We start from the raw sequence: 17,579 nt of genomic DNA on the forward strand, positions 1-17,579 counted from the left end.
AAAGGATTCAGCACCGTCTTTCGGGGCGATTTGCGGGCTGAGCGCAGAACAAAGTGAGCGCCTGACGCTGCCCCGAAGCGCCGCGCACCAGTGGAACTCGGTTCGGTGTATCCATGAGATTTTGTTGACAACCAAGACCTCCAAGGGCCGCTGACCGGCAGCCCCTGCCGCCTTGAGCCTTAGAAATCGACGCCGCGCTGGGCCTTGATTCCCGCCTGAAACGGATGTTTTTCTTCGGTCATTTCGGTCACAAGATCCGCATAGTCCCGAAGCTCTTGCGGGGCATCCCGACCGGTCAGAAATACAGACGTGTTTTCCGCCCGCGCCTCAAGCCCCTCGATCACCTGCTGGACAGACAAATATTCATAGCGCAGCGCGATGTTGATCTCGTCCAGAACAACCAGATCATAGTCCCCGCTGGACATCAGTGTTCGCGCCTTGTCGAAGGCGGCATTTGCGGCGGCGATATCGCGGTCGCGGTCCTGCGTATCCCAGGTGAACCCTTCACCCATTGTGTGCCACGTGACCAGTTCGCGCTCTTCAAAGAACCGGCGCTCTCCGGTCTTCCACTTACCTTTGATGAATTGCACAACGGCCACTTTCTGGCCCCAACCCAGCGCCCGGATCACCACGCCGAATGCGGCCGAAGATTTGCCTTTTCCCTTGCCGGTATTGATCAGCACCAAGCCCCGGTCAGGGTCGACAGCCTCGGACACTTTCTTACGGTGCTTGGCCTGCACCTTTTGCATTTTTTCCTTGTGATCCTGCGCGTCGCTCATGGGGAACCCTCTTTGACTGTTGCGCCCAAACTAGGCGAAGTTTGCAAAAGGTAAAGTCATGCTTTGGGGTCTGTGACGGATCGGGCCTTGCCACGCTCCAGACCCAGTTGATGCTCGCGCCAGATCACCACGACATTGCCCGCGATAACCAGCGCAGCGCCGATCAGAATGGCAAGGGTCGGCCATTCGTCAAACCAGACATAGCCGATGACAATGGCAAATAGCATACTGGTATAGTCATAGGGTGCCAGCATTGATGCCTGTCCGAACCGATAGGACGACGTAACCAGAATCTGTGCCACTCCGCCGGTCAGTCCCATTGCAACCAAGATTGCCATCTGCTCCCAGGTGGGCATGGTCCAGCCCCAGAACACAGTCAGCCCGGACAACAACGTTGCGGTCAGGGAGAAATAGAAAACGATGGCTGCAGGGTGATCGACCTGAACCAGTTGCCGGATATGTATCTGGACAAAAGCGCGGGCAATCGTCGCCCCCAGAACACATAGCGCACCGATGGTGGCGGCCACCTCAAGCTCGGTGCTGCCAAGCCGGGGCCAGACCATGATCAGAACGCCCAGCAACCCAAGCGCTACCGCGCCGATCCGGATCATGCGAATGCGCTCGCCCAGCATTACGGCTGCGAGGATCAGGGTGAAGATGGGGGTGGCATAGCCGATGGCGGTCACTTCGGGTAGTGGCAGCAGATTGAGGCCGGTAAATGTCAGGCCCATCGCGGTGGTGCCCAGAACACCGCGCCAGAAATGACCCATCGGTTTCTTGGCGATAAAGCCTTGCGCCAGCTCACCGCGCGCAATCAGCCAGATGAGGATCACAGGTATGGCCAGGAGCGAGCGGAAAAAGACCAGCTCACCCGGAGGGAACTCTGCCGACAGTGCCTTGACCAGTGCCGCCATTGCCGTGAACAGGAACAACGCGCAAAGCTTCAGCGTCACGGCCAATACAGGTCGATGCGATGTTAACGATTTTGCCATCGGCGCGAAACTGCGCCTTTATGGTGGAAAGATCAATGGGGGTTAGCGCGCCATCCATGACCTGGGGAGAGAACTGCCAATCTCGTCTGCAAATTCCTCAATGAAGCGCAACATGCGCGCGACCCTTTGGGCGGCAATCTGTTTTCCAGTGTCGGTCAGCATATCATCCGGTAGGCCAAGCAATTTGACCTTCCAGTGATCGACCGAAAAAGTCAGATCATCCAAGGGGCGGTGTTCGGCAAACGGATCAGCCGGATCATACAGCGCACGCCCCAGCGCGCCCGAGACCGAGAAGTTTCTGGCGATACCGATCGCCCCCAGAGCATCCAGCCGATCAGCGTCGCGCAGGATGCGGGCTTCTAACGTTTCGGGGCTGATATTGGCTGAGAAGCTGTGCGCCTCGATCGCGTGCCGGATGGCACGGATCTGGTCGGGGGAATAGCCCAGATCGCTAAGGATAGGCTCTGATTTTGCAGCCGATTTGCGTGAGGCCAGATGGCGGTCGGGGTCGTCTTTGGACAGGTTCACCAGATCGTGCAGATAGCTGGCTGCCATCAGAACCGGCATATCGGTCTGGTCGTCCGCAATGGCCTGTGCGTTCACCCAGACCCGATCAAGATGAGCCAGATCATGTGCGGGGTCGGTTTCCATCCGTTGCGCGACGATGCCGCGAAGGCGGGATCGCAGATCAGCCGATCCGTCCACGGTTCTCTCCGATCTGGCCACGGTGCAGCAGCAGGTGATCGAGGATTACGCAGGCCATCATAGCCTCACCCACCGGCACGGCGCGAATGCCGACGCAGGGGTCGTGGCGGCCTTTCGTGATGATCTCGGTCTCGTCGCCCGATTTGGTGATGGTCTTGCGCGTGGTCAGGATGGACGAGGTCGGTTTGACCGCGAACCGAACAACGACATCCTGCCCGGTCGAGATGCCACCCAGTATGCCGCCTGCGTGGTTCGAGCTGTATTGAGGTCCGTTCTGACCCATGAAGATCTCATCGGCGTTGGCTTCACCGGTCAGTTCGGCAGCGGCCATGCCCTCGCCGATCTCAACGCCTTTGACGGCGTTGATCGACATCATCGCTGCAGCCAGATCAGTATCTAATTTGGCGTATATCGGTGCCCCGAGGCCTGCGGGGACGCCGCGTGCGACAACCTCGACCACCGCGCCGACTGAGTTACCGGATTTGCGCAGGTCGTCCAGATAGGCGGCCCAGTCTTCGGCAGCTTTGGCATCGGGCGTCCAGAACGGGTTCTGTTCGATCTGGGACCAATCGAAATTGGTTCGGTCGATCTTGTGGGGTCCGATCTGGGTCATGTAGCCGGTGATCTGCACATTCGGCGCGATCTGTTTGATCGCCTCGCGCGCCAACCCTCCGGCGGCAACACGCGACGCGGTTTCGCGGGCCGAGCTGCGCCCACCACCGCGATAGTCGCGGATGCCGTATTTCTGCCAATAGGTGATATCGGCGTGGCCCGGGCGGAACTTCTCCATGATATCGCCGTAGTCTTTCGAGCGTTGATCGGTATTTTCGATCATCAGCTGCACCGGGGTACCAGTGGTCTGGCCTTCGAACACGCCGGACAGGATTTGCACCTGGTCGGGCTCGCGCCGCTGAGTGGTGAACTTGTTCTGCCCCGGTTTGCGCTTGTCTAGCCAGTGCTGGATCATCGCTTCGTCGATTGTAACGCCCGGAGGGCAGCCATCGACCGTGGCCCCCAAAGCGGGGCCGTGGCTTTCACCCCAGGTGGTGACGCGGAAGAGGTGTCCAAAGCTGTTCATCGACATGGGGCGTGCTCCTTTGGAAATCGTGATTAGCGGGGAGTGTCTTTGGCCTCAAGCGGATTTGCTTGTGGAAAGCGGGGGAGGGGGGCGCTGCCCCCGTCGCGCGAGCGCGACTCCCCCGAGGTATTTTTGAACAGAAGAAGGATCAGGCCGCTTTCAGGGCCTGCCGGGTTCTTGTGATGTTGAGCGCGGCTTGTGCAGCTTCGCGGCCTTTTTCCACGAAGTGGGCGCGGTAGATCGCGTTGTGGTGGTCTGTTTCCTGATACTGATGTGGGGTCAGCGAAACAGACAGAACAGGGACGCCGGTATCGAGACCCGCGCGCATCAGCCCGTCGACCACGGCTTGCGCTACGAAATCGTGGCGGTAAATACCGCCATCCACTACAAAGGCGGCGCAGGCGATGGCTGCGTAACGACCGGTTTCAGCCAAATCGCGGGCCAGCAGAGGCATTTCGAATGCGCCGGGGACGTCAAAGACGTCGATCTGGTCGGCGGGAATGAGCTGTTGAAACCCGTCCAGCGCACGGTCGACGATATCGGAATGCCAGTTGGCTTTGATGAAAGCATAGCGGGTGTGTGTCATTATGATCTCCTTTCAGTTTGGTGGCCTGCTGGCGGTCGCGAAAACCGGTATCCACTTTTCGCTGCCAGCCCGGCATGACACGTCACCCAAGGCGATCACGGGCAGGCGCGCCGCTTTGCGGCACGCTGCACGTTCTCTTTCATCCGGACTGTAACCGTCGGCTCTGGCGTCTCACCAGATCTGCTGACACCCCTCGGTGGTTCCCACTTTTCGGATCGTGGACACTGCGGGGCCGCTCGCGGGCTTACGGGTCACAGCCCGCATACCGCCGGTGGGGAATTTCGCCCCGCCCTGAGAACGATGCGGACCTTGCCAAGGACGCATCGCTTCTGCAAGAGAAATTGGCAGGAGGATCGACATGCACCCCAATCCAGCCTTCCGCTCTGAAACCACAGCGCGCCATATCACCTTTGCCCGCGAGCGTGCTTTTGGTGTTCTGGTGGTATCGGCGGATGCTGCGCCACTGGTTAGCCATGTGCCATTCCTGCTGAACGAGGATGCGACGCTGGCCGAATTGCATCTGGTCCGGTCAAACCCGATTGTGCGGGCTCTGAAGCAACCGCAAGCGGCGCGGATCGCGGTTTCGGGGCCGGACGCATATGTTTCGCCCGACTGGTATGGGATCGTGGATCAGGTGCCGACGTGGAATTACGTTGCGGTGCATTTGACTGGCCAGCTTGAACAGCGCCCGCACGAAGAACTGCGCGATATGCTGGACCGGCAAACGGCGTTTTTCGAGGATCGGCTGCGGCCGAAACCCCCTTGGTCGGCGTCAAAGATGAGCGACGAGGTGCTGGGACGGTTCTTGCGCATGATCGTGCCGTGCCGACTGCATATCAGCAATATCGAAGGGACGTGGAAGTTGAACCAGAACAAGCCCGATGCGGTGAGGCTGAATGCGGCGGATCGGTTGGCAGAAGATGGGTTCGGGTCCGAGCTTGGGGCTTTGCAGGCCCTGATGCGTGGTGTTTCCGGCGGAGATTGAGAAATCTGGCATAGACCATGCGGGCGAATGTTCGCACAACCAAGGAGATGGATAATGAAGCTATATTTCAGCCCGACCTCGCCCTATGTGCGGAAAGTCATGGTTTTGCTGCATGAAACGGGTCAGTTGGACGATGTCGAACTGCAGGACGCAGCGACAACGCCTGTTTCACCAGCCGAATCTCTTATGGCCAAAGTACCTCTGACCAAAGTGCCCGCGTTGGAGCGCCCTGATGGGCCCACCCTGTTCGACAGCCGGGTCATTTGCGCCTTTCTGGACGCCCGCGCGCAGGCGGGGCTTTATTTGGACGGGGCCGGACACTGGGATGTGCTGGTGCTCGAGGCTTTGGCCGACGGCATTCTGGATGCCGCCCTGTTGATCACCTATGAGGCGCGGCTGCGCCCCGAAAACAAGCGGTGGGACGAATGGACTGATGCGCAGTGGGACAAGATTGAGCGTGGATGTGCCGTGCTGAATGAACGCTGGATGGCGCATCTGAACGGATCGCTGAACATGGGTCAGATTGCGGTTGGCTGTGCCCTTGGCTATCTTGATCTGAGGCATGACGCCCGGGGCTGGCGCAAGGGCAATGACGCCTTGGCCAGTTGGTTCGAGGAATTTGGCAAGCGGCCGAGCATGGAGGCTACCCGGCCACCTGCGGTCTGATCAGTCGCTGAAGGTTGCAAGGTAAGCCGCGATATCGTCGGCGCCTTTCTTCAGCTTAATGCTCATATTCGGGCGGGCGGTGTCATCCCTGAGAAATGCGCGGATAAACCCGATTGGATCCTTGGAATAGGTAGCGATGTTGTCTTCGGTCCAGACCAGCCCCTCTTGCCCGGCGCGGATCATGTCATCGGTGAACATGCCGATGGGCAGGCGTTCGCTGCCGTTCAGGTAGTCGCTTTCCGTTCCTGCAGCGCGACCGATTACACCATAGAGATTCGGCCCGGTGATACCGCCTTTGACCAGAACCTCGCCATCTTTGATGATCGCGTGGCAAGACGAGCAACGGTTGTAAAGCGCCTCTCCTTTTGCCGGATCACCGGCGGCGAGTGCGTGGGATGTCAGGAATGATTCAATGAGCAAGGGCAGTAGAACGATCTTTTTCATCGGAGAGTCTCTGGTCAGGGGGTTGGATCGACTGCCGTCTGAAATATCTGGATCGAAAGGGCAAGCGGGATCAGGGGGATTTGGCGCAGATAAAATAATCTATTTCATATGAATGATTTAGATGTGAAAAAACTGTGTTCCCGCATCCTGAAACGGGAAATCCCGATGGCTGAAACAGGGCGTAATTCTGGCGCCTGAAGGTGCGACCTGCACCGCGCGGGCCGCGCGCCTTTGGCCGTAGCGTTGGCGAATCACAGCGCATTGTGGGTGCGAAATCGCTGATGAAATGCAGGGCCAGGACCATGCCATCTTGAAAAATTGCCATCTCGTAGTGACATGAAAGCGTAGATGCGGCGTAATGCGCGCCTAAGACCGCTGGACGAACCGTATTCTCCCCGATAGATACCCCTGTTAAGACACCGCATTCGTGCGGTGCGCGAGCTATAAGCCCGTCCGCGGGCGCCAGACAATCGGAGAGAACCTCGTGTCCCACGCAGAAGACCACGAAGGCACCCGCAGAGATTTCCTGTATTACGTCGCTGGCGGCGCAGGTGTCGTTGCGACCGGTGCCGCCGTATGGCCCCTTGTCAATCAGATGAACCCTTCGGCGGATGTGCAGGCTCTGTCCTCGATCCGCGTGGACGTGAGCGGGGTTGAGCCGGGCACGCAGCTGACCGTCAAGTGGCTTGGTAAACCCGTGTTTATCCGTCACCGTACGGGTGCCGAGATTGCCGAAGCTCAGGAACAGGATGCCGAGGGTGTTGGCGCACTGCCGGATCCGCTGGCGCGTAACTTCAACCTGAACGCGGATGCGCCTGCCACAGACGCCAACCGCGTCATGCCCTCGCCCGAGGGCGAAGCGCCGGGTGCGTGGATCGTTCAGATGGGCGTTTGTACCCACCTGGGCTGTGTGCCACTGGGCGATGCAGGTGATTTCGGCGGCTGGTTCTGCCCCTGCCACGGTTCGCATTACGACCTTGCAGGCCGTATCCGCAAAGGCCCCGCGCCTGAAAACCTGCCCGTTCCGCCCGCTGAGTGGGTGGATAACAGCACAATCCGACTCGGCTAAGGGAGACCCAGAATGTCAGGAATTCCCCACGACCACTATGAGCCCAAGACCAACGGCGAGAAGTGGCTGAACAGCCGTCTGCCGATCGTCGGCTTGCTATACGACACACTCATGATCCCTACCCCCAAGAACCTGAACTGGTGGTGGATCTGGGGCATCGTGCTGGCGTTCTGCCTTGCACTGCAGATCGTCACCGGCATCGTTCTGGTGATGCACTATACCCCACATGTCGATCTGGCCTTTGCCAGTGTCGAACACATCATGCGCAACGTGAATGGTGGCTATTTCATCCGTTACCTGCACATGAACGGTGCGTCGCTGTTCTTTGTTGCGGTCTACATTCACATGTTCCGTGGTCTGTTCTACGGCTCTTACAAAGCCCCTCGTGAGATCACGTGGATCATCGGTATGCTGATTTACCTGATGATGATGGGCACTGCGTTCATGGGCTATGTACTGCCCTGGGGTCAGATGTCCTTCTGGGGTGCGACCGTGATCACCGGCCTGTTTGGAGCGATCCCGTTTGTAGGTGATGCAATCCAGACCTGGCTGCTGGGTGGACCCGCGGTGGATAACGCCACGCTGAACCGCTTCTTCTCGCTGCACTACCTGCTGCCGTTCATCATTGCAGCGCTGGTCGTCGTACATATCTGGGCCTTCCACACCACCGGCAACAACAACCCCACGGGTGTTGAAGTGCGCCGTGGCTCGAAAGCCGAGGCCGAGAAAGACACGCTGCCCTTCTGGCCGTACTTCGTGATCAAAGACCTGTTTGCGCTGGTCGTGATCCTGGTCGTGTTCTGGGCGGTCGTCGGCTTTATGCCGAACTATCTGGGCCACCCGGACAACTACATCGAAGCCAACCCGCTGGTTACGCCTGCGCATATCGTGCCCGAATGGTACTTCTTGCCGTTCTACGCGATCCTGCGTGCCTTCACTGGCGAGGTTTGGGTCGTGCAGATCGCAAGCTTTGTCACCGGCGGCATCATCGACGCCAAGTTCTTTGGTGTGATTGCCATGTTCGGTGCGATCCTAGCGATGGCGCTGGCCCCCTGGCTGGACACATCGACCGTGCGTTCGGGCAAATACCGTCCGATGTTTAAGTGGTGGTTCTATCTGCTGATCGTCGACTTCTTTGCCCTGATGTGGCTGGGTGCGATGCCCGCAGAAGAACCCTATGCGACCTTCTCGCTGATCGCGTCGGCCTATTGGTTCGCTTATTTCTTCGTGATCCTGCCGATTCTGGGTGTCATCGAGAAACCGCAGGTTCCGCCGGAAACCATCGAAGAAGACTTCAACGCGCATTATGGCAAGGCTGACGCCGAAGCCACACCGGCCGAGTAAGAGGGACAGAGATCCATGTTCAAGAAACTTGCAATCGGCACCGCGTTTGCTTTGGCCCTGACCCCTGCTGCGTCTTTCGCGGCAGGTGGCGGTGAGCAGCACATCGAAGACTTTGACTTTTCTTTCGAAGGGCCGTTTGGCACCTATGACGAAAGCCAGCTGCAACGCGGCCTTCATGTCTATACCGATGTTTGTGCGGCTTGCCATGGCCTGCGCTATGTGCCCCTGCGCGACCTTGAGGCGCTGGGCTATTCGGAAGAGCAGGTCATCGCTTATGCTTCTCAGTTCGTTGTGTTCGACGAAGAGCCGAATAGAGCGGCGCTTTTCGACCCGGATACCGAAGAGCTTCGCGTTTTGAAGCCGACAGATCATTTTCCGATTAATGACTCACAAGGTGCGCCGGATTTGAGCCTGATGGCCAAAGCTCGCGCCGGTTTCCATGGCCCCTATGGCTTGGGTATCAACCAATTGATCAAAGGCATGGGCGGTGCGGAATATATCGCCTCTCTGCTCGACGGCTATACTGGTGAGCAGAAGGAAGAGGCGGGCTCGATCCTCTACGAAAACAAGGCCTTCCCGGGCGGCTGGATTTCCATGGCTCCGCCACTTTCGGATGATCAGGTGGAATATGCCGATGGTCACGCCGCCACGGTCGAGGAAATGTCCAAGGACGTCGCCGCTTTCCTGATGTGGACGGCTGAGCCCAAGATGATGGACCGCAAGAACGCAGGCTTTGTCGGCGTTCTGTTCCTGACCGTGCTGTCGGTGATCCTGTATCTGGTCAACAAGCGTCTCTGGGCGCCTGTGAAGGGCAGAAAGCACTAAGGCCGCTTTCCTACTTTTAAGATTGAGAAGCCCCCGCACCTTTTGGTTGCGGGGGTTTTTTGTTGGGCTCGGTGTGAAGGGGCCAGCCCCTTCTTGGCCTGCGGCCAATTCATCCCCGGGATATTTTTGGACAGATGAAGCGCGGATCAGGCTGTGAGTTGGGTATCGGTATGGCCGATGATCGTGGCGGAGACGATCTGGCCTTCGGGTTGGGGGGAGCTAAACGCGACCTCGGTGAATTGCTCGGTGCGGCCCATATGCGGGTTTTCCATCAGGATGTAGTGGGTTTTACCGGTTTGGGCTGCGAGGTGCTTGGCGACCTGAGCCTCACCCGCGGAACGCAAGCGGGCAGCGCGGTCCCTGATGATTTTGCCGTTGATCTGCTGCGGGATACGGGCCGCTGGCGTGCCCTCGCGTTTAGAATATGGGAAGACATGCAGCCAAGTCAGGTTGCAGTCCGTTACCAGCTTCAATGAGTTCTCGAAATGCGCCTCGGCTTCGGTTGGAAAGCCCGCGATGATGTCAGCGCCAAAGGTCATGTCGGGGCGCAGTTTGCGCGCCTCTTCGGTGAACCGGATGGCATCGTCCCGCAGGTGGCGGCGTTTCATCCGTTTCAGGATCAGGTCATCACCATGTTGCAGTGACAGGTGCAAATGCGGCATCAGGCGCGGCTCGGTCGCGATGGCCTGCATCAGGTTCTCGTCAACTTCGATCGAGTCGATTGAGCTGATCCGCAGGCGCGGCAGGTCCGGCACCAGCTTGAGGATGCGCATCACCAGATCGCCCAGCTTGGGCCGTGCGGGCAGGTCGGCGCCCCATGAGGTCAGGTCAACGCCGGTCAGCACGACCTCGTTATATCCGCGATCCACCAGCCGTTTGATCTGATCCACCACCACGCCCGCGGGGACGCTGCGCGAGTTGCCGCGGCCATATGGGATGATACAGAAGGTGCATCGGTGGTCACAGCCGTTCTGGACCTGCACATAGGCGCGGGATCGGGTGCCGAACCCGTCGATCAGGTGGCCTGCGGTTTCGGTGACGGACATGATGTCGTCGACCTGCACCGCCTCGGTCTGGCCGATGAAATCCGCCGCTATGCCTGTCCACGTCTCGGGTTGCATTTTCTCGGTATTGCCGATGACGACGTCGACCTCATCCATTGCGGCAAAGGTCTGAGGTTCGGTCTGGGCGGCGCAGCCGGTGACGATCAGGCGGGCATCCGGTTTCTCGCGCCGCAACCTGCGGATCTCCTGCCGGGACTTGCGCACGGCTTCGGCGGTGACGGCGCAGGTGTTGACGACCACGGCACCGGTCAGCCCGGCCTGCTGCGAAAGTTCTTTCATCGCCTCAGTTTCATAGGCGTTCAGGCGGCATCCAAGCGTTGTGAATTTTGGGGCGCTCATCTCAGCGACTCCAGAAATTCGGGCGTCAATGTGCCGGAAAAGACGTGGCAGGTCGGCCCGGTCATCCAGACCCCATCGTCGCGCCAATCGATCCAGATCGTGCCGCCGTCCAGTTCGATCTGTACTTTGCGCCCGGTCAGGCCGCGACGGGCGGCAGCCACTGCCGTTGCGCAAGAGGATGACCCTGAGGCAAGTGTGATCCCCACGCCGCGCTCCCAGACGCGCATACGAATGTGATCAGGGCCGATGATCTGCGCCACCTGCACGTTGGTGCGTTCCGGGTAGAGCGGATGGTGCTCGTATCGCGCGCCGAAATCTTCCAGGGGGATGGCTTCGGCGTTTTCTACAAAGAACGTGCAATGGGGGTTGCCCATGCCGGTGGCGGTTGGCCCGCCCTCGATCGGCAGTTCCAGCGTATCCATCTCTTCGGCCAGAGGCACCGCATCCCATCTCAGTTGAGGCGCGCCCATATTGACGGAAGTCAGCCCCTGCCCTGCATCTTGTGCGATCAGAGTGCCCCGTTCGGTGGTCAGGGTCAGGCCGGTCTTGCCCGATTCTTCCATGAGGAACCGGGCAATACAGCGGGTGGCATTCCCACAGGCAGCCGAAGTGGATCCGTCGGCGTTATAGAACACCAGATGCGCATCCGCGTCGCCGCGTTTGATCACGGCTAGTTGGTCGAAGCCGACACCAAATTGCCGGTGCCCGATGCCCCTCGCAAGGGCGGGCGTTAGGTCGATGGACAGCGTGCGAGCGTCCACGACGACAAAGTCGTTTCCCAGCCCATGCATTTTCATGAAGGGCAAACCGGTGTCCAGTGAGCGTTGCATGGCGCGCATATAGCGTTCGTAGAGATGTGAATCCACCCCGTCCCACCGATTCCTGAAAAAAGGGCTTGACCCCCCTGCGCCTCGTGCCTAATTAGGCCGCCTATCGGGATGCCGGACACCAGCAAGTTTTCGGCAAACGAAGTGCAAAATAAGGTCTTGAACCCGGTCGGGAAAATGCCTTAGAGAGCGCTACGGATCTGCAAGATCCAGCATAAAAGTGGGCCGTTAGCTCAGTTGGTAGAGCAACTGACTTTTAATCAGTGGGTCGCAGGTTCGAATCCTGCACGGCTCACCACTTTCCTGAAATTCTCCTCCCTGACCCGGGTTTGATGAGCCTTACGGCAGGATGAAGTGAGTCATCGACGTCATACCTAGTCGCAACCGGCTGCAGTGTCAGGCGATTAAGTCGGTGTTTTCGTCATATCTCCTGATCTGCAGTCATTATGACAAACATGTAAGTCATTTCGTCAACATTCCCTCTGTCACCCGGACAATCCGCGTCTCATTATCAGAACAGGCAACGAAAGGAGGCGTATTTTGAACTGGAATATTTGCGTAGTGGGTGCTGGAAAGATCGGGCAGATGATCGCGAGCTTGCTGAAAAGCTCGGCCCACTATTCGGTCACTGTCGCGGATCACGATCTTGGTGCCTTGTCCGACCTGAAGGGTATGGGTATTACGACCCGTCAGATCGATGCCGGAAACGAAGACGACCTGGCGCGTGGTCTGACCGGCTTTGATGCGGTTATTTCCGCCGCGCCGTTTTTCCTGACGCCAAAAATTGCCGCAGCGGCGAAACTGGCCGGGGCGCATTACTTTGACCTGACCGAGGATGTCGCTGCCACGGATGCAGTAAGAAGACTGGCGCAGGACAGCGACACGGCGTTCATGCCGCAATGTGGGCTGGCGCCTGGTTTTGTCGGTATTGCAGGCGCCTCGCTTGCTGCCGAGTTTGATGAGATCGATAGCCTGCATATGCGTGTGGGGGCTCTGCCGCTCTATCCGACCAATGCGTTGAAATACAATCTGACATGGTCGACCGATGGTCTGATCAATGAATACTGCAACCCCTGCGATGCCATTGTGAATGGTCAGCGGGTCAAGACAGCGCCGTTGGAAGATTACGAGGTCATTGGTCACGATGGTGTTGAGTATGAGTGCTTCAACACCTCGGGTGGGCTTGGAACCTTGCCCGAGACGCTGGAAGGCAAGGCGCGGGCGGTTTCCTATCGCTCGATCCGTTATCCCGGTCATCGCGACATTCTGCGTCTGTTGCTGAACGATCTGGGACTGGAACGTCGCCGGGATCTGCTGAAAGAGATCTTTGAAACTGCGCTGCCGCGCACGGATCAGGATGTGGTTCTGGTCTATTGCACAGCGCGCGGGAAGATCGGTGGCGAGTTGCGTGAACGGTCGCTGATCAACAAATCCTTTGCCCGAACGATGGGCGGTCAGGTCTGGAGCGCGATTCAGGTGACAACGGCTGCAGGTGTACTGGGTGTGGTTGATCTGATGCGACAAGGGGCCCTGCCAACCAAGGGGTTTGTCCGGCAGGAGCAGGTCAAACTGTCTGAGTTCCTGAACACTGAATTTGGCCGGTTGTACCGGGCCGGAGATGTCACTGAACAAAGCAAGGCGGCGTGAGAAATGAAAGATGTTGTGATGACTGCAGAAACCGTTCTGGCAAACCTGGATCTGACAGCTGCCGAGTTGAACGGCGGCACGCTGCGCGTGACCTCTCCGATTGACGGGCGGCAACTGGCCGAAGTGCATGAGACACCCGAGGCTGAAATGGGCGCGATCATTGCGCGCTCGCGCGCTGCGTTCAAGGAATGGCGCGTCGTACCGGCCCCGCGCCGGGGTGAGTTGATCCGCTTGCTGGGCGAAGAATTGCGGGCCGCCAAAGATGATCTTGGCGCGCTGGTCAGTTGGGAGGCGGGCAAGATCACCTCGGAGGGTTTGGGTGAAGTGCAGGAGATGATCGACATCTGCGACTTTGCCGTTGGCCTGTCGCGGCAGCTTTATGGCCTGACCATCGCCAGCGAGCGTCCAGGTCATCGCATGATGGAAACCTGGCACCCTGCTGGTCCGGTGGGTGTGATTTCGGCCTTCAACTTCCCGGTTGCCGTGTGGTCGTGGAACGCGGCGCTGGCGCTGGTCTGTGGTGATCCGGTGATCTGGAAACCGTCGGAAAAGACACCGCTGACCGCGATGGCCTGCCAGAAGATTTTCGAACGCGCGCTGGCACGGTTCGGGGACGCGCCTGAAGGACTGTTGCAGACCCTGATTGGTGGCGCAGCGCTGGGTGAAGCGCTGGTTGCCAGCGAAGATGTTCCGATCATTTCGGCCACGGGTTCGACCCGCATGGGCCGTGCTGTTGCGCCGATTGTGGCGCAGCGGTTTGGCAAGTGCATTCTGGAACTGGGCGGTAACAACGCGATGATCGTTGGTCCTTCGGCTGATCTGGAAATGGCAGTTCGGGCGATTGTGTTCTCGGCTGTTGGGACTGCAGGTCAACGGTGTACGACGCTGCGCCGTCTGATCGTGCATAACTCGATCCGCGAGGAATTGGTGGCGCGCCTGAAAAAAGCATATGCGGGTCTGCCCATCGGCAATCCGCTGTCCGAAGGCACGCTGATCGGCCCGCTTGTGGATGAGGCGTCGGGCAACGCCATGACCGCAGCACTTGAGGCAGCCAAAGCCGAGGGCGGCACGGTGTTCGGTGGCAATCGCGTAACCGAAGGCGTACCGGGCGGCGTTTACATGAAACCGGCAATTGTCGAAATGCCGGGGCAAACCGCCGTGGTAAAGACCGAGACGTTTGCTCCGATCCTTTATGTCATGGGCTATGACGATTTTGCCGAGGCGATCGATATTCAGAACGACGTGCCGCAGGGCCTGTCATCCTGTGTGTTCACACTGAACATGCGTGAGGCCGAACAGTTCCTGACCGCTGCTGGCTCTGATTGCGGCATCGCCAATGTGAACATCGGCCCATCAGGTGCAGAGATCGGCGGGGCCTTTGGTGGTGAGAAGGAAACCGGTGGTGGCCGTGAAAGCGGTTCGGATGCCTGGAAAGCCTATATGCGCCGTCAGACCAACACCGTGAACTATTCCGCGGAATTGCCGCTGGCGCAGGGCGTTAAGTTCGATATCTGATCCGTCTGGCGAAAGCGATCAGTCTGCAAACAGATAGTCCAGTTGCAAAACGGCTTCGGCCTTTGCGCTGGACACAGACAAATATCGGGCCAGTTCCTCGGCGTTCTCGGCCCGATCCGCTGTTTCACGAATACGGAAATAGCCAGCGCCCATAACCGAGCGGATCGCCTCACTTTCGTGCGCGATTTCGTTGCGCAGGGTCGGCAGCAGACGTTGAATCGAATCTGCGGGGCTGTTTTCTCCGACAAGCCCCACACGCAAGGCGTGCCCTGCCAGATAGTCATCGGAATACTGACATTCGATATCCAACACGTTCAATCTGGCCTGATCCGCGCTGAAGTCGCGGATGATCTCGAGGCTGCCGGGATCAACGCACAGGACAAGGCGATCTGATCCGAATTCTTCAAACAGCATTCGAACAACCGCTCGGCGATGCCGCGTGCGTTTGAGCAGTGTTGCCTCGATTCCACCGAGGTCCGGCAACTGGGTGTCTTCTTCGTTAAAAAGATACTCGACGCAGGGCAGTTCGGTTTCCGAGATAATTTGATCCAATAGCCGCTTTGCAACGTGCCATTTCTTGCAGGTAATCAGAAACAGATCGCGATCCGGGCCAAGCGTGTTTGCCTCTTCCCAGAAGCGACGCGTAAACCTTCGGCCCACGCGTCCGCGTCCGGTCAGAAAACGATGCAGGCTGCGCCCCTCGTCCGAGATGTGGAATGTGACACCTTCGCTGGCGTATAGCTCGCCCAACCGATTCTTCAGTTCCTGCGCTTCGGGGCTTATTTTTCGGGCAAACAGGTAATCCTGAGCCAGCAGCATGTCATAATGGTCATTGTAGAAAGTGACCGGCATCCCGTAATCCGAGAACATCAGAAAGGTCAGCGTACGGCTGACGATCTCTCCTTTCGGAATCAGGTGGCGGACGAGCGTCTGAAAGAACGTCTCATCCGGAATCCAGGTGGTCGAGAAAAACCGGATGACATCACTGCGTTCGCGCAGAAACGCCTGAATCATTTCAACGGTCCGTCGGCGCAGGCACCACCACTGGCTGCCGATCATGACCTGAATGTCCTGTGGTATCTGGCGCGTTAGACCCAGCTTTTTCTGGGTCTCATAGCTGGCATAGAACCGACCTGCCTGTGTGCGTTCATTGAAATAGTGGCGATAGATCAACCGGTCCTCTTTCATGCCGGTTTTGATCCAGTCACTTCCAAAGAAGTCGTGGCTTTCGATGAAATCCACATCGTTTTCATCCAGAAACCGATGGGCATATTCGGCGGTCTTGATCGCCATGCAATCGCCCGAAAGCATGTAGAAATGGGTGGCACGCGGAAAGGCTTTGGTCGCGGCATCCAGTGCGTTCAGGGTTGCCTGCACCAACGACCATTCGCCCCAGCCGCATTTGATCCGCTTTGCTGCAAAAGTCACATTCGGATTATCGCCCAGCGCCTCTTGCAGGCGGGCATAGTCTGCAGGGCCGGATCGCGCGTCAAAATGGATTGCCATGCAATCCCCGGCGGCCGTCAGTTGCCTTGCCTGCGCGATGATGGCGTCGGGGTCTTTGTGGCACAAAAGGATAAAGGCAATCTTTGACATAAGTTGTCCGTAATTCCCATTTCTGCCGATTTGCAACCGTGATACTGAGGATGAGCGATTGAATAAACAGAATATTTTTGGTTCTTTGATTTCAAAAGCTGGACTGTCGTCATAAGACCCGACCAGCACAGGAGGCGTAGCAGATGGGTTTTCCCGGAACATGGATGACCGAAAGCCAAAGCATGGTGTATCGCGTTGTGCCGAAATGCGCCTGCTCGACCATCGGGCAGATCATGTATTACTCGGATCATGGTCAGTTCTTTGATGGCGACATCCATGACGCGACGGGTGGAATGCACAAGTGGGCCTTTGATGCCAGCAAAGGTGAGATTCAAAGGAACGTAAAATCCCACGCGTCCTACACATTCACCTGCGTGCGCAATCCATATACGCGTATCCTCAGCTCTTTCTTCGACAAGATTTGTGGCATTCAGCGCAACGGCAGGCGATATCGCGGCAATCTGGTTCCGACGCTGATCTACAACTACGGAATCGAGGTCGGCGGCGAGGATGGCAAGGGCGAGTTCGACCAGATCGCCAGTTTCCGCCGGTTTCTTCTGTTTGCGCGTGACACGATCCGCTGGCGGCGGCCGATGGACCCGGATATTCACTGGTCCGCCATGTCAGGCCATGTCTCGACCCTGATCGTGAATGGCGGAAAGTACGACCGGATCTTCTGGACCGAAAACTTCAATGATGGGATGCAGGGGGTTCTGGACAATCTCGAAACGGCGCATCCCGTTACTTTGTCCGAGATTCCGCGGTTCAACGAATCCGAAGGGCACGGCCCCAAACGCGCGCATCCGGTGGAAGATTACTTTGACGATCTTTCGATGCACCTGGTCTATGAAATCTACAAACAGGATTTCGAACTGTTCAAATACGATTTCGAAAACCCCGCCAATAAAATGCCGGTGGGAGAGATCGATCTGGACGAAGTTCACGCCAAACTGGGTGACTGATCCGAAACGGAAGGCTCCCGCCCATCATCAATGTCTCTGACGAGACATCTCCTCTGGTTGGGCCCGGCGTCGCGCTTTGCGCGGCGCCGGGCCCAAACCCGCAAGGGGTATCGGCGCAGCCGATGGCACGTAGCGGGTGCGGGAGCATCCCGCCGC

The 17,579-nt window shown here is 58.2% G+C and carries 17 protein-coding genes, 1 tRNA gene and 1 riboswitch; of the genes, 9 read left to right on the top strand and 9 right to left on the bottom strand.

The features are described from left to right. Nucleotides 1–179: 179 nt before the first annotated feature. From cobO to ACR0FG_RS11590, 5 genes are all read right to left on the bottom strand, one after another. On the bottom strand, nucleotides 180–779 hold the full coding sequence (gene cobO / locus ACR0FG_RS11570; RefSeq protein WP_480893102.1) for a cob(I)yrinic acid a,c-diamide adenosyltransferase: 600 nt from the start codon (nucleotides 777–779) through the stop codon (nucleotides 180–182). Nucleotides 780–835: 56 nt separating this feature from the next. Further along, a complete protein-coding gene (locus ACR0FG_RS11575; RefSeq protein WP_480893104.1) occupies nucleotides 836–1,771 on the bottom strand; it encodes a DMT family transporter in 936 nt (311 codons plus the stop codon). A 42-nt stretch (nucleotides 1,772–1,813) separates the two neighbouring features. After that, entirely contained in the window at nucleotides 1,814–2,476 is a 663-nt protein-coding gene (locus ACR0FG_RS11580) for an HD domain-containing protein (RefSeq protein WP_480893106.1), read from the bottom strand. After that, nucleotides 2,460–3,560: a chorismate synthase gene (aroC, locus tag ACR0FG_RS11585; protein WP_480893108.1), complete on the bottom strand. Its 1,101-nt coding sequence runs from the start codon at nucleotides 3,558–3,560 to the stop codon at nucleotides 2,460–2,462. The genes ACR0FG_RS11580 and aroC overlap by 17 nt, the downstream gene beginning before the upstream one ends. 142 nt (nucleotides 3,561–3,702) lie before the next feature. Next, nucleotides 3,703–4,140, bottom strand: coding sequence for a 6,7-dimethyl-8-ribityllumazine synthase (locus tag ACR0FG_RS11590; RefSeq protein WP_480893110.1), 438 nt, complete (start codon nucleotides 4,138–4,140; stop codon nucleotides 3,703–3,705). A 127-nt stretch (nucleotides 4,141–4,267) separates the two neighbouring features. Further along, a riboswitch (FMN riboswitch) is annotated at nucleotides 4,268–4,443 on the bottom strand. Between the two features lie 55 nt (nucleotides 4,444–4,498). Here ACR0FG_RS11590 and ACR0FG_RS11595 point away from each other — a divergent pair. Beyond that, nucleotides 4,499–5,125 (top strand): FMN-binding negative transcriptional regulator, encoded by a 627-nt coding sequence (locus ACR0FG_RS11595; protein WP_480893112.1) that lies wholly within the window; start codon nucleotides 4,499–4,501, stop codon nucleotides 5,123–5,125. A 54-nt stretch (nucleotides 5,126–5,179) separates the two neighbouring features. Then, nucleotides 5,180–5,791: a glutathione S-transferase gene (locus tag ACR0FG_RS11600; RefSeq protein WP_480893113.1), complete on the top strand. Its 612-nt coding sequence runs from the start codon at nucleotides 5,180–5,182 to the stop codon at nucleotides 5,789–5,791. Here the strand turns inward: ACR0FG_RS11600 and ACR0FG_RS11605 are convergent, their stop codons facing one another. After that, on the bottom strand, nucleotides 5,792–6,235 hold the full coding sequence (locus ACR0FG_RS11605; protein ID WP_480893115.1) for a c-type cytochrome: 444 nt from the start codon (nucleotides 6,233–6,235) through the stop codon (nucleotides 5,792–5,794). A gap of 484 nt (nucleotides 6,236–6,719) precedes the next feature. Here ACR0FG_RS11605 and petA point away from each other — a divergent pair, with 484 nt between their 5' ends. From petA to ACR0FG_RS11620, 3 genes are read left to right on the top strand one after another with little or no spacing between them, the layout of a single operon-like run. Further along, nucleotides 6,720–7,304, top strand: a complete 585-nt coding sequence (gene petA, locus ACR0FG_RS11610; protein WP_039529342.1) for a ubiquinol-cytochrome c reductase iron-sulfur subunit — start codon at nucleotides 6,720–6,722, stop codon at nucleotides 7,302–7,304. A gap of 12 nt (nucleotides 7,305–7,316) precedes the next feature. Then, nucleotides 7,317–8,648 carry a cytochrome b gene (gene petB / locus ACR0FG_RS11615; RefSeq protein ID WP_170711094.1) on the top strand — a complete coding sequence of 444 codons (1,332 nt, stop codon included), beginning with the start codon at nucleotides 7,317–7,319 and terminating at the stop codon, nucleotides 8,646–8,648. 15 nt (nucleotides 8,649–8,663) lie between these two features. After that, a complete protein-coding gene (locus ACR0FG_RS11620; protein WP_480893117.1) occupies nucleotides 8,664–9,473 on the top strand; it encodes a cytochrome c1 in 810 nt (269 codons plus the stop codon). 146 nt (nucleotides 9,474–9,619) lie between these two features. Here the strand turns inward: ACR0FG_RS11620 and mtaB are convergent, their stop codons facing one another. Both mtaB and dapF read right to left on the bottom strand, forming a co-directional pair. After that, the gene (gene mtaB / locus ACR0FG_RS11625) at nucleotides 9,620–10,876 is read right to left on the bottom strand and encodes a tRNA (N(6)-L-threonylcarbamoyladenosine(37)-C(2))-methylthiotransferase MtaB (RefSeq protein WP_480893119.1); all 1,257 of its coding nucleotides are present in this window, start codon (nucleotides 10,874–10,876) and stop codon (nucleotides 9,620–9,622) included. Then, nucleotides 10,873–11,715, bottom strand: a complete 843-nt coding sequence (gene dapF / locus ACR0FG_RS11630; protein WP_480893366.1) for a diaminopimelate epimerase — start codon at nucleotides 11,713–11,715, stop codon at nucleotides 10,873–10,875. The genes mtaB and dapF overlap by 4 nt, the downstream gene beginning before the upstream one ends. 210 nt (nucleotides 11,716–11,925) lie before the next feature. Here dapF and ACR0FG_RS11635 point away from each other — a divergent pair. The 3 genes from ACR0FG_RS11635 (at nucleotide 11,926) to amaB (ending at nucleotide 14,865) form a co-directional block, all read left to right on the top strand. Then, nucleotides 11,926–12,001 (top strand) — tRNA-Lys (locus ACR0FG_RS11635). 242 nt (nucleotides 12,002–12,243) lie between these two features. Further along, nucleotides 12,244–13,350 carry a saccharopine dehydrogenase family protein gene (locus ACR0FG_RS11640; protein WP_480893120.1) on the top strand — a complete coding sequence of 369 codons (1,107 nt, stop codon included), beginning with the start codon at nucleotides 12,244–12,246 and terminating at the stop codon, nucleotides 13,348–13,350. An 18-nt stretch (nucleotides 13,351–13,368) separates the two neighbouring features. Next, nucleotides 13,369–14,865, top strand: coding sequence for an L-piperidine-6-carboxylate dehydrogenase (gene amaB / locus ACR0FG_RS11645; RefSeq protein ID WP_480893122.1), 1,497 nt, complete (start codon nucleotides 13,369–13,371; stop codon nucleotides 14,863–14,865). A gap of 18 nt (nucleotides 14,866–14,883) precedes the next feature. On the opposite strand, the gene ACR0FG_RS11650 is transcribed toward amaB, so the two are convergent. Further along, entirely contained in the window at nucleotides 14,884–16,461 is a 1,578-nt protein-coding gene (locus ACR0FG_RS11650) for a DUF5928 domain-containing protein (protein ID WP_480893124.1), read from the bottom strand. 143 nt (nucleotides 16,462–16,604) lie between these two features. On the opposite strand from ACR0FG_RS11650, the gene ACR0FG_RS11655 reads away from it, so the two are divergent. Then, complete coding sequence (locus ACR0FG_RS11655; protein ID WP_480893126.1) at nucleotides 16,605–17,423, top strand: sulfotransferase family protein; 819 nt, start codon at nucleotides 16,605–16,607, stop codon at nucleotides 17,421–17,423. The last annotated feature ends 156 nt before the right edge of the window (nucleotides 17,424–17,579 follow it).

Source organism: Ruegeria sp. E1 (assembly GCF_056534225.1).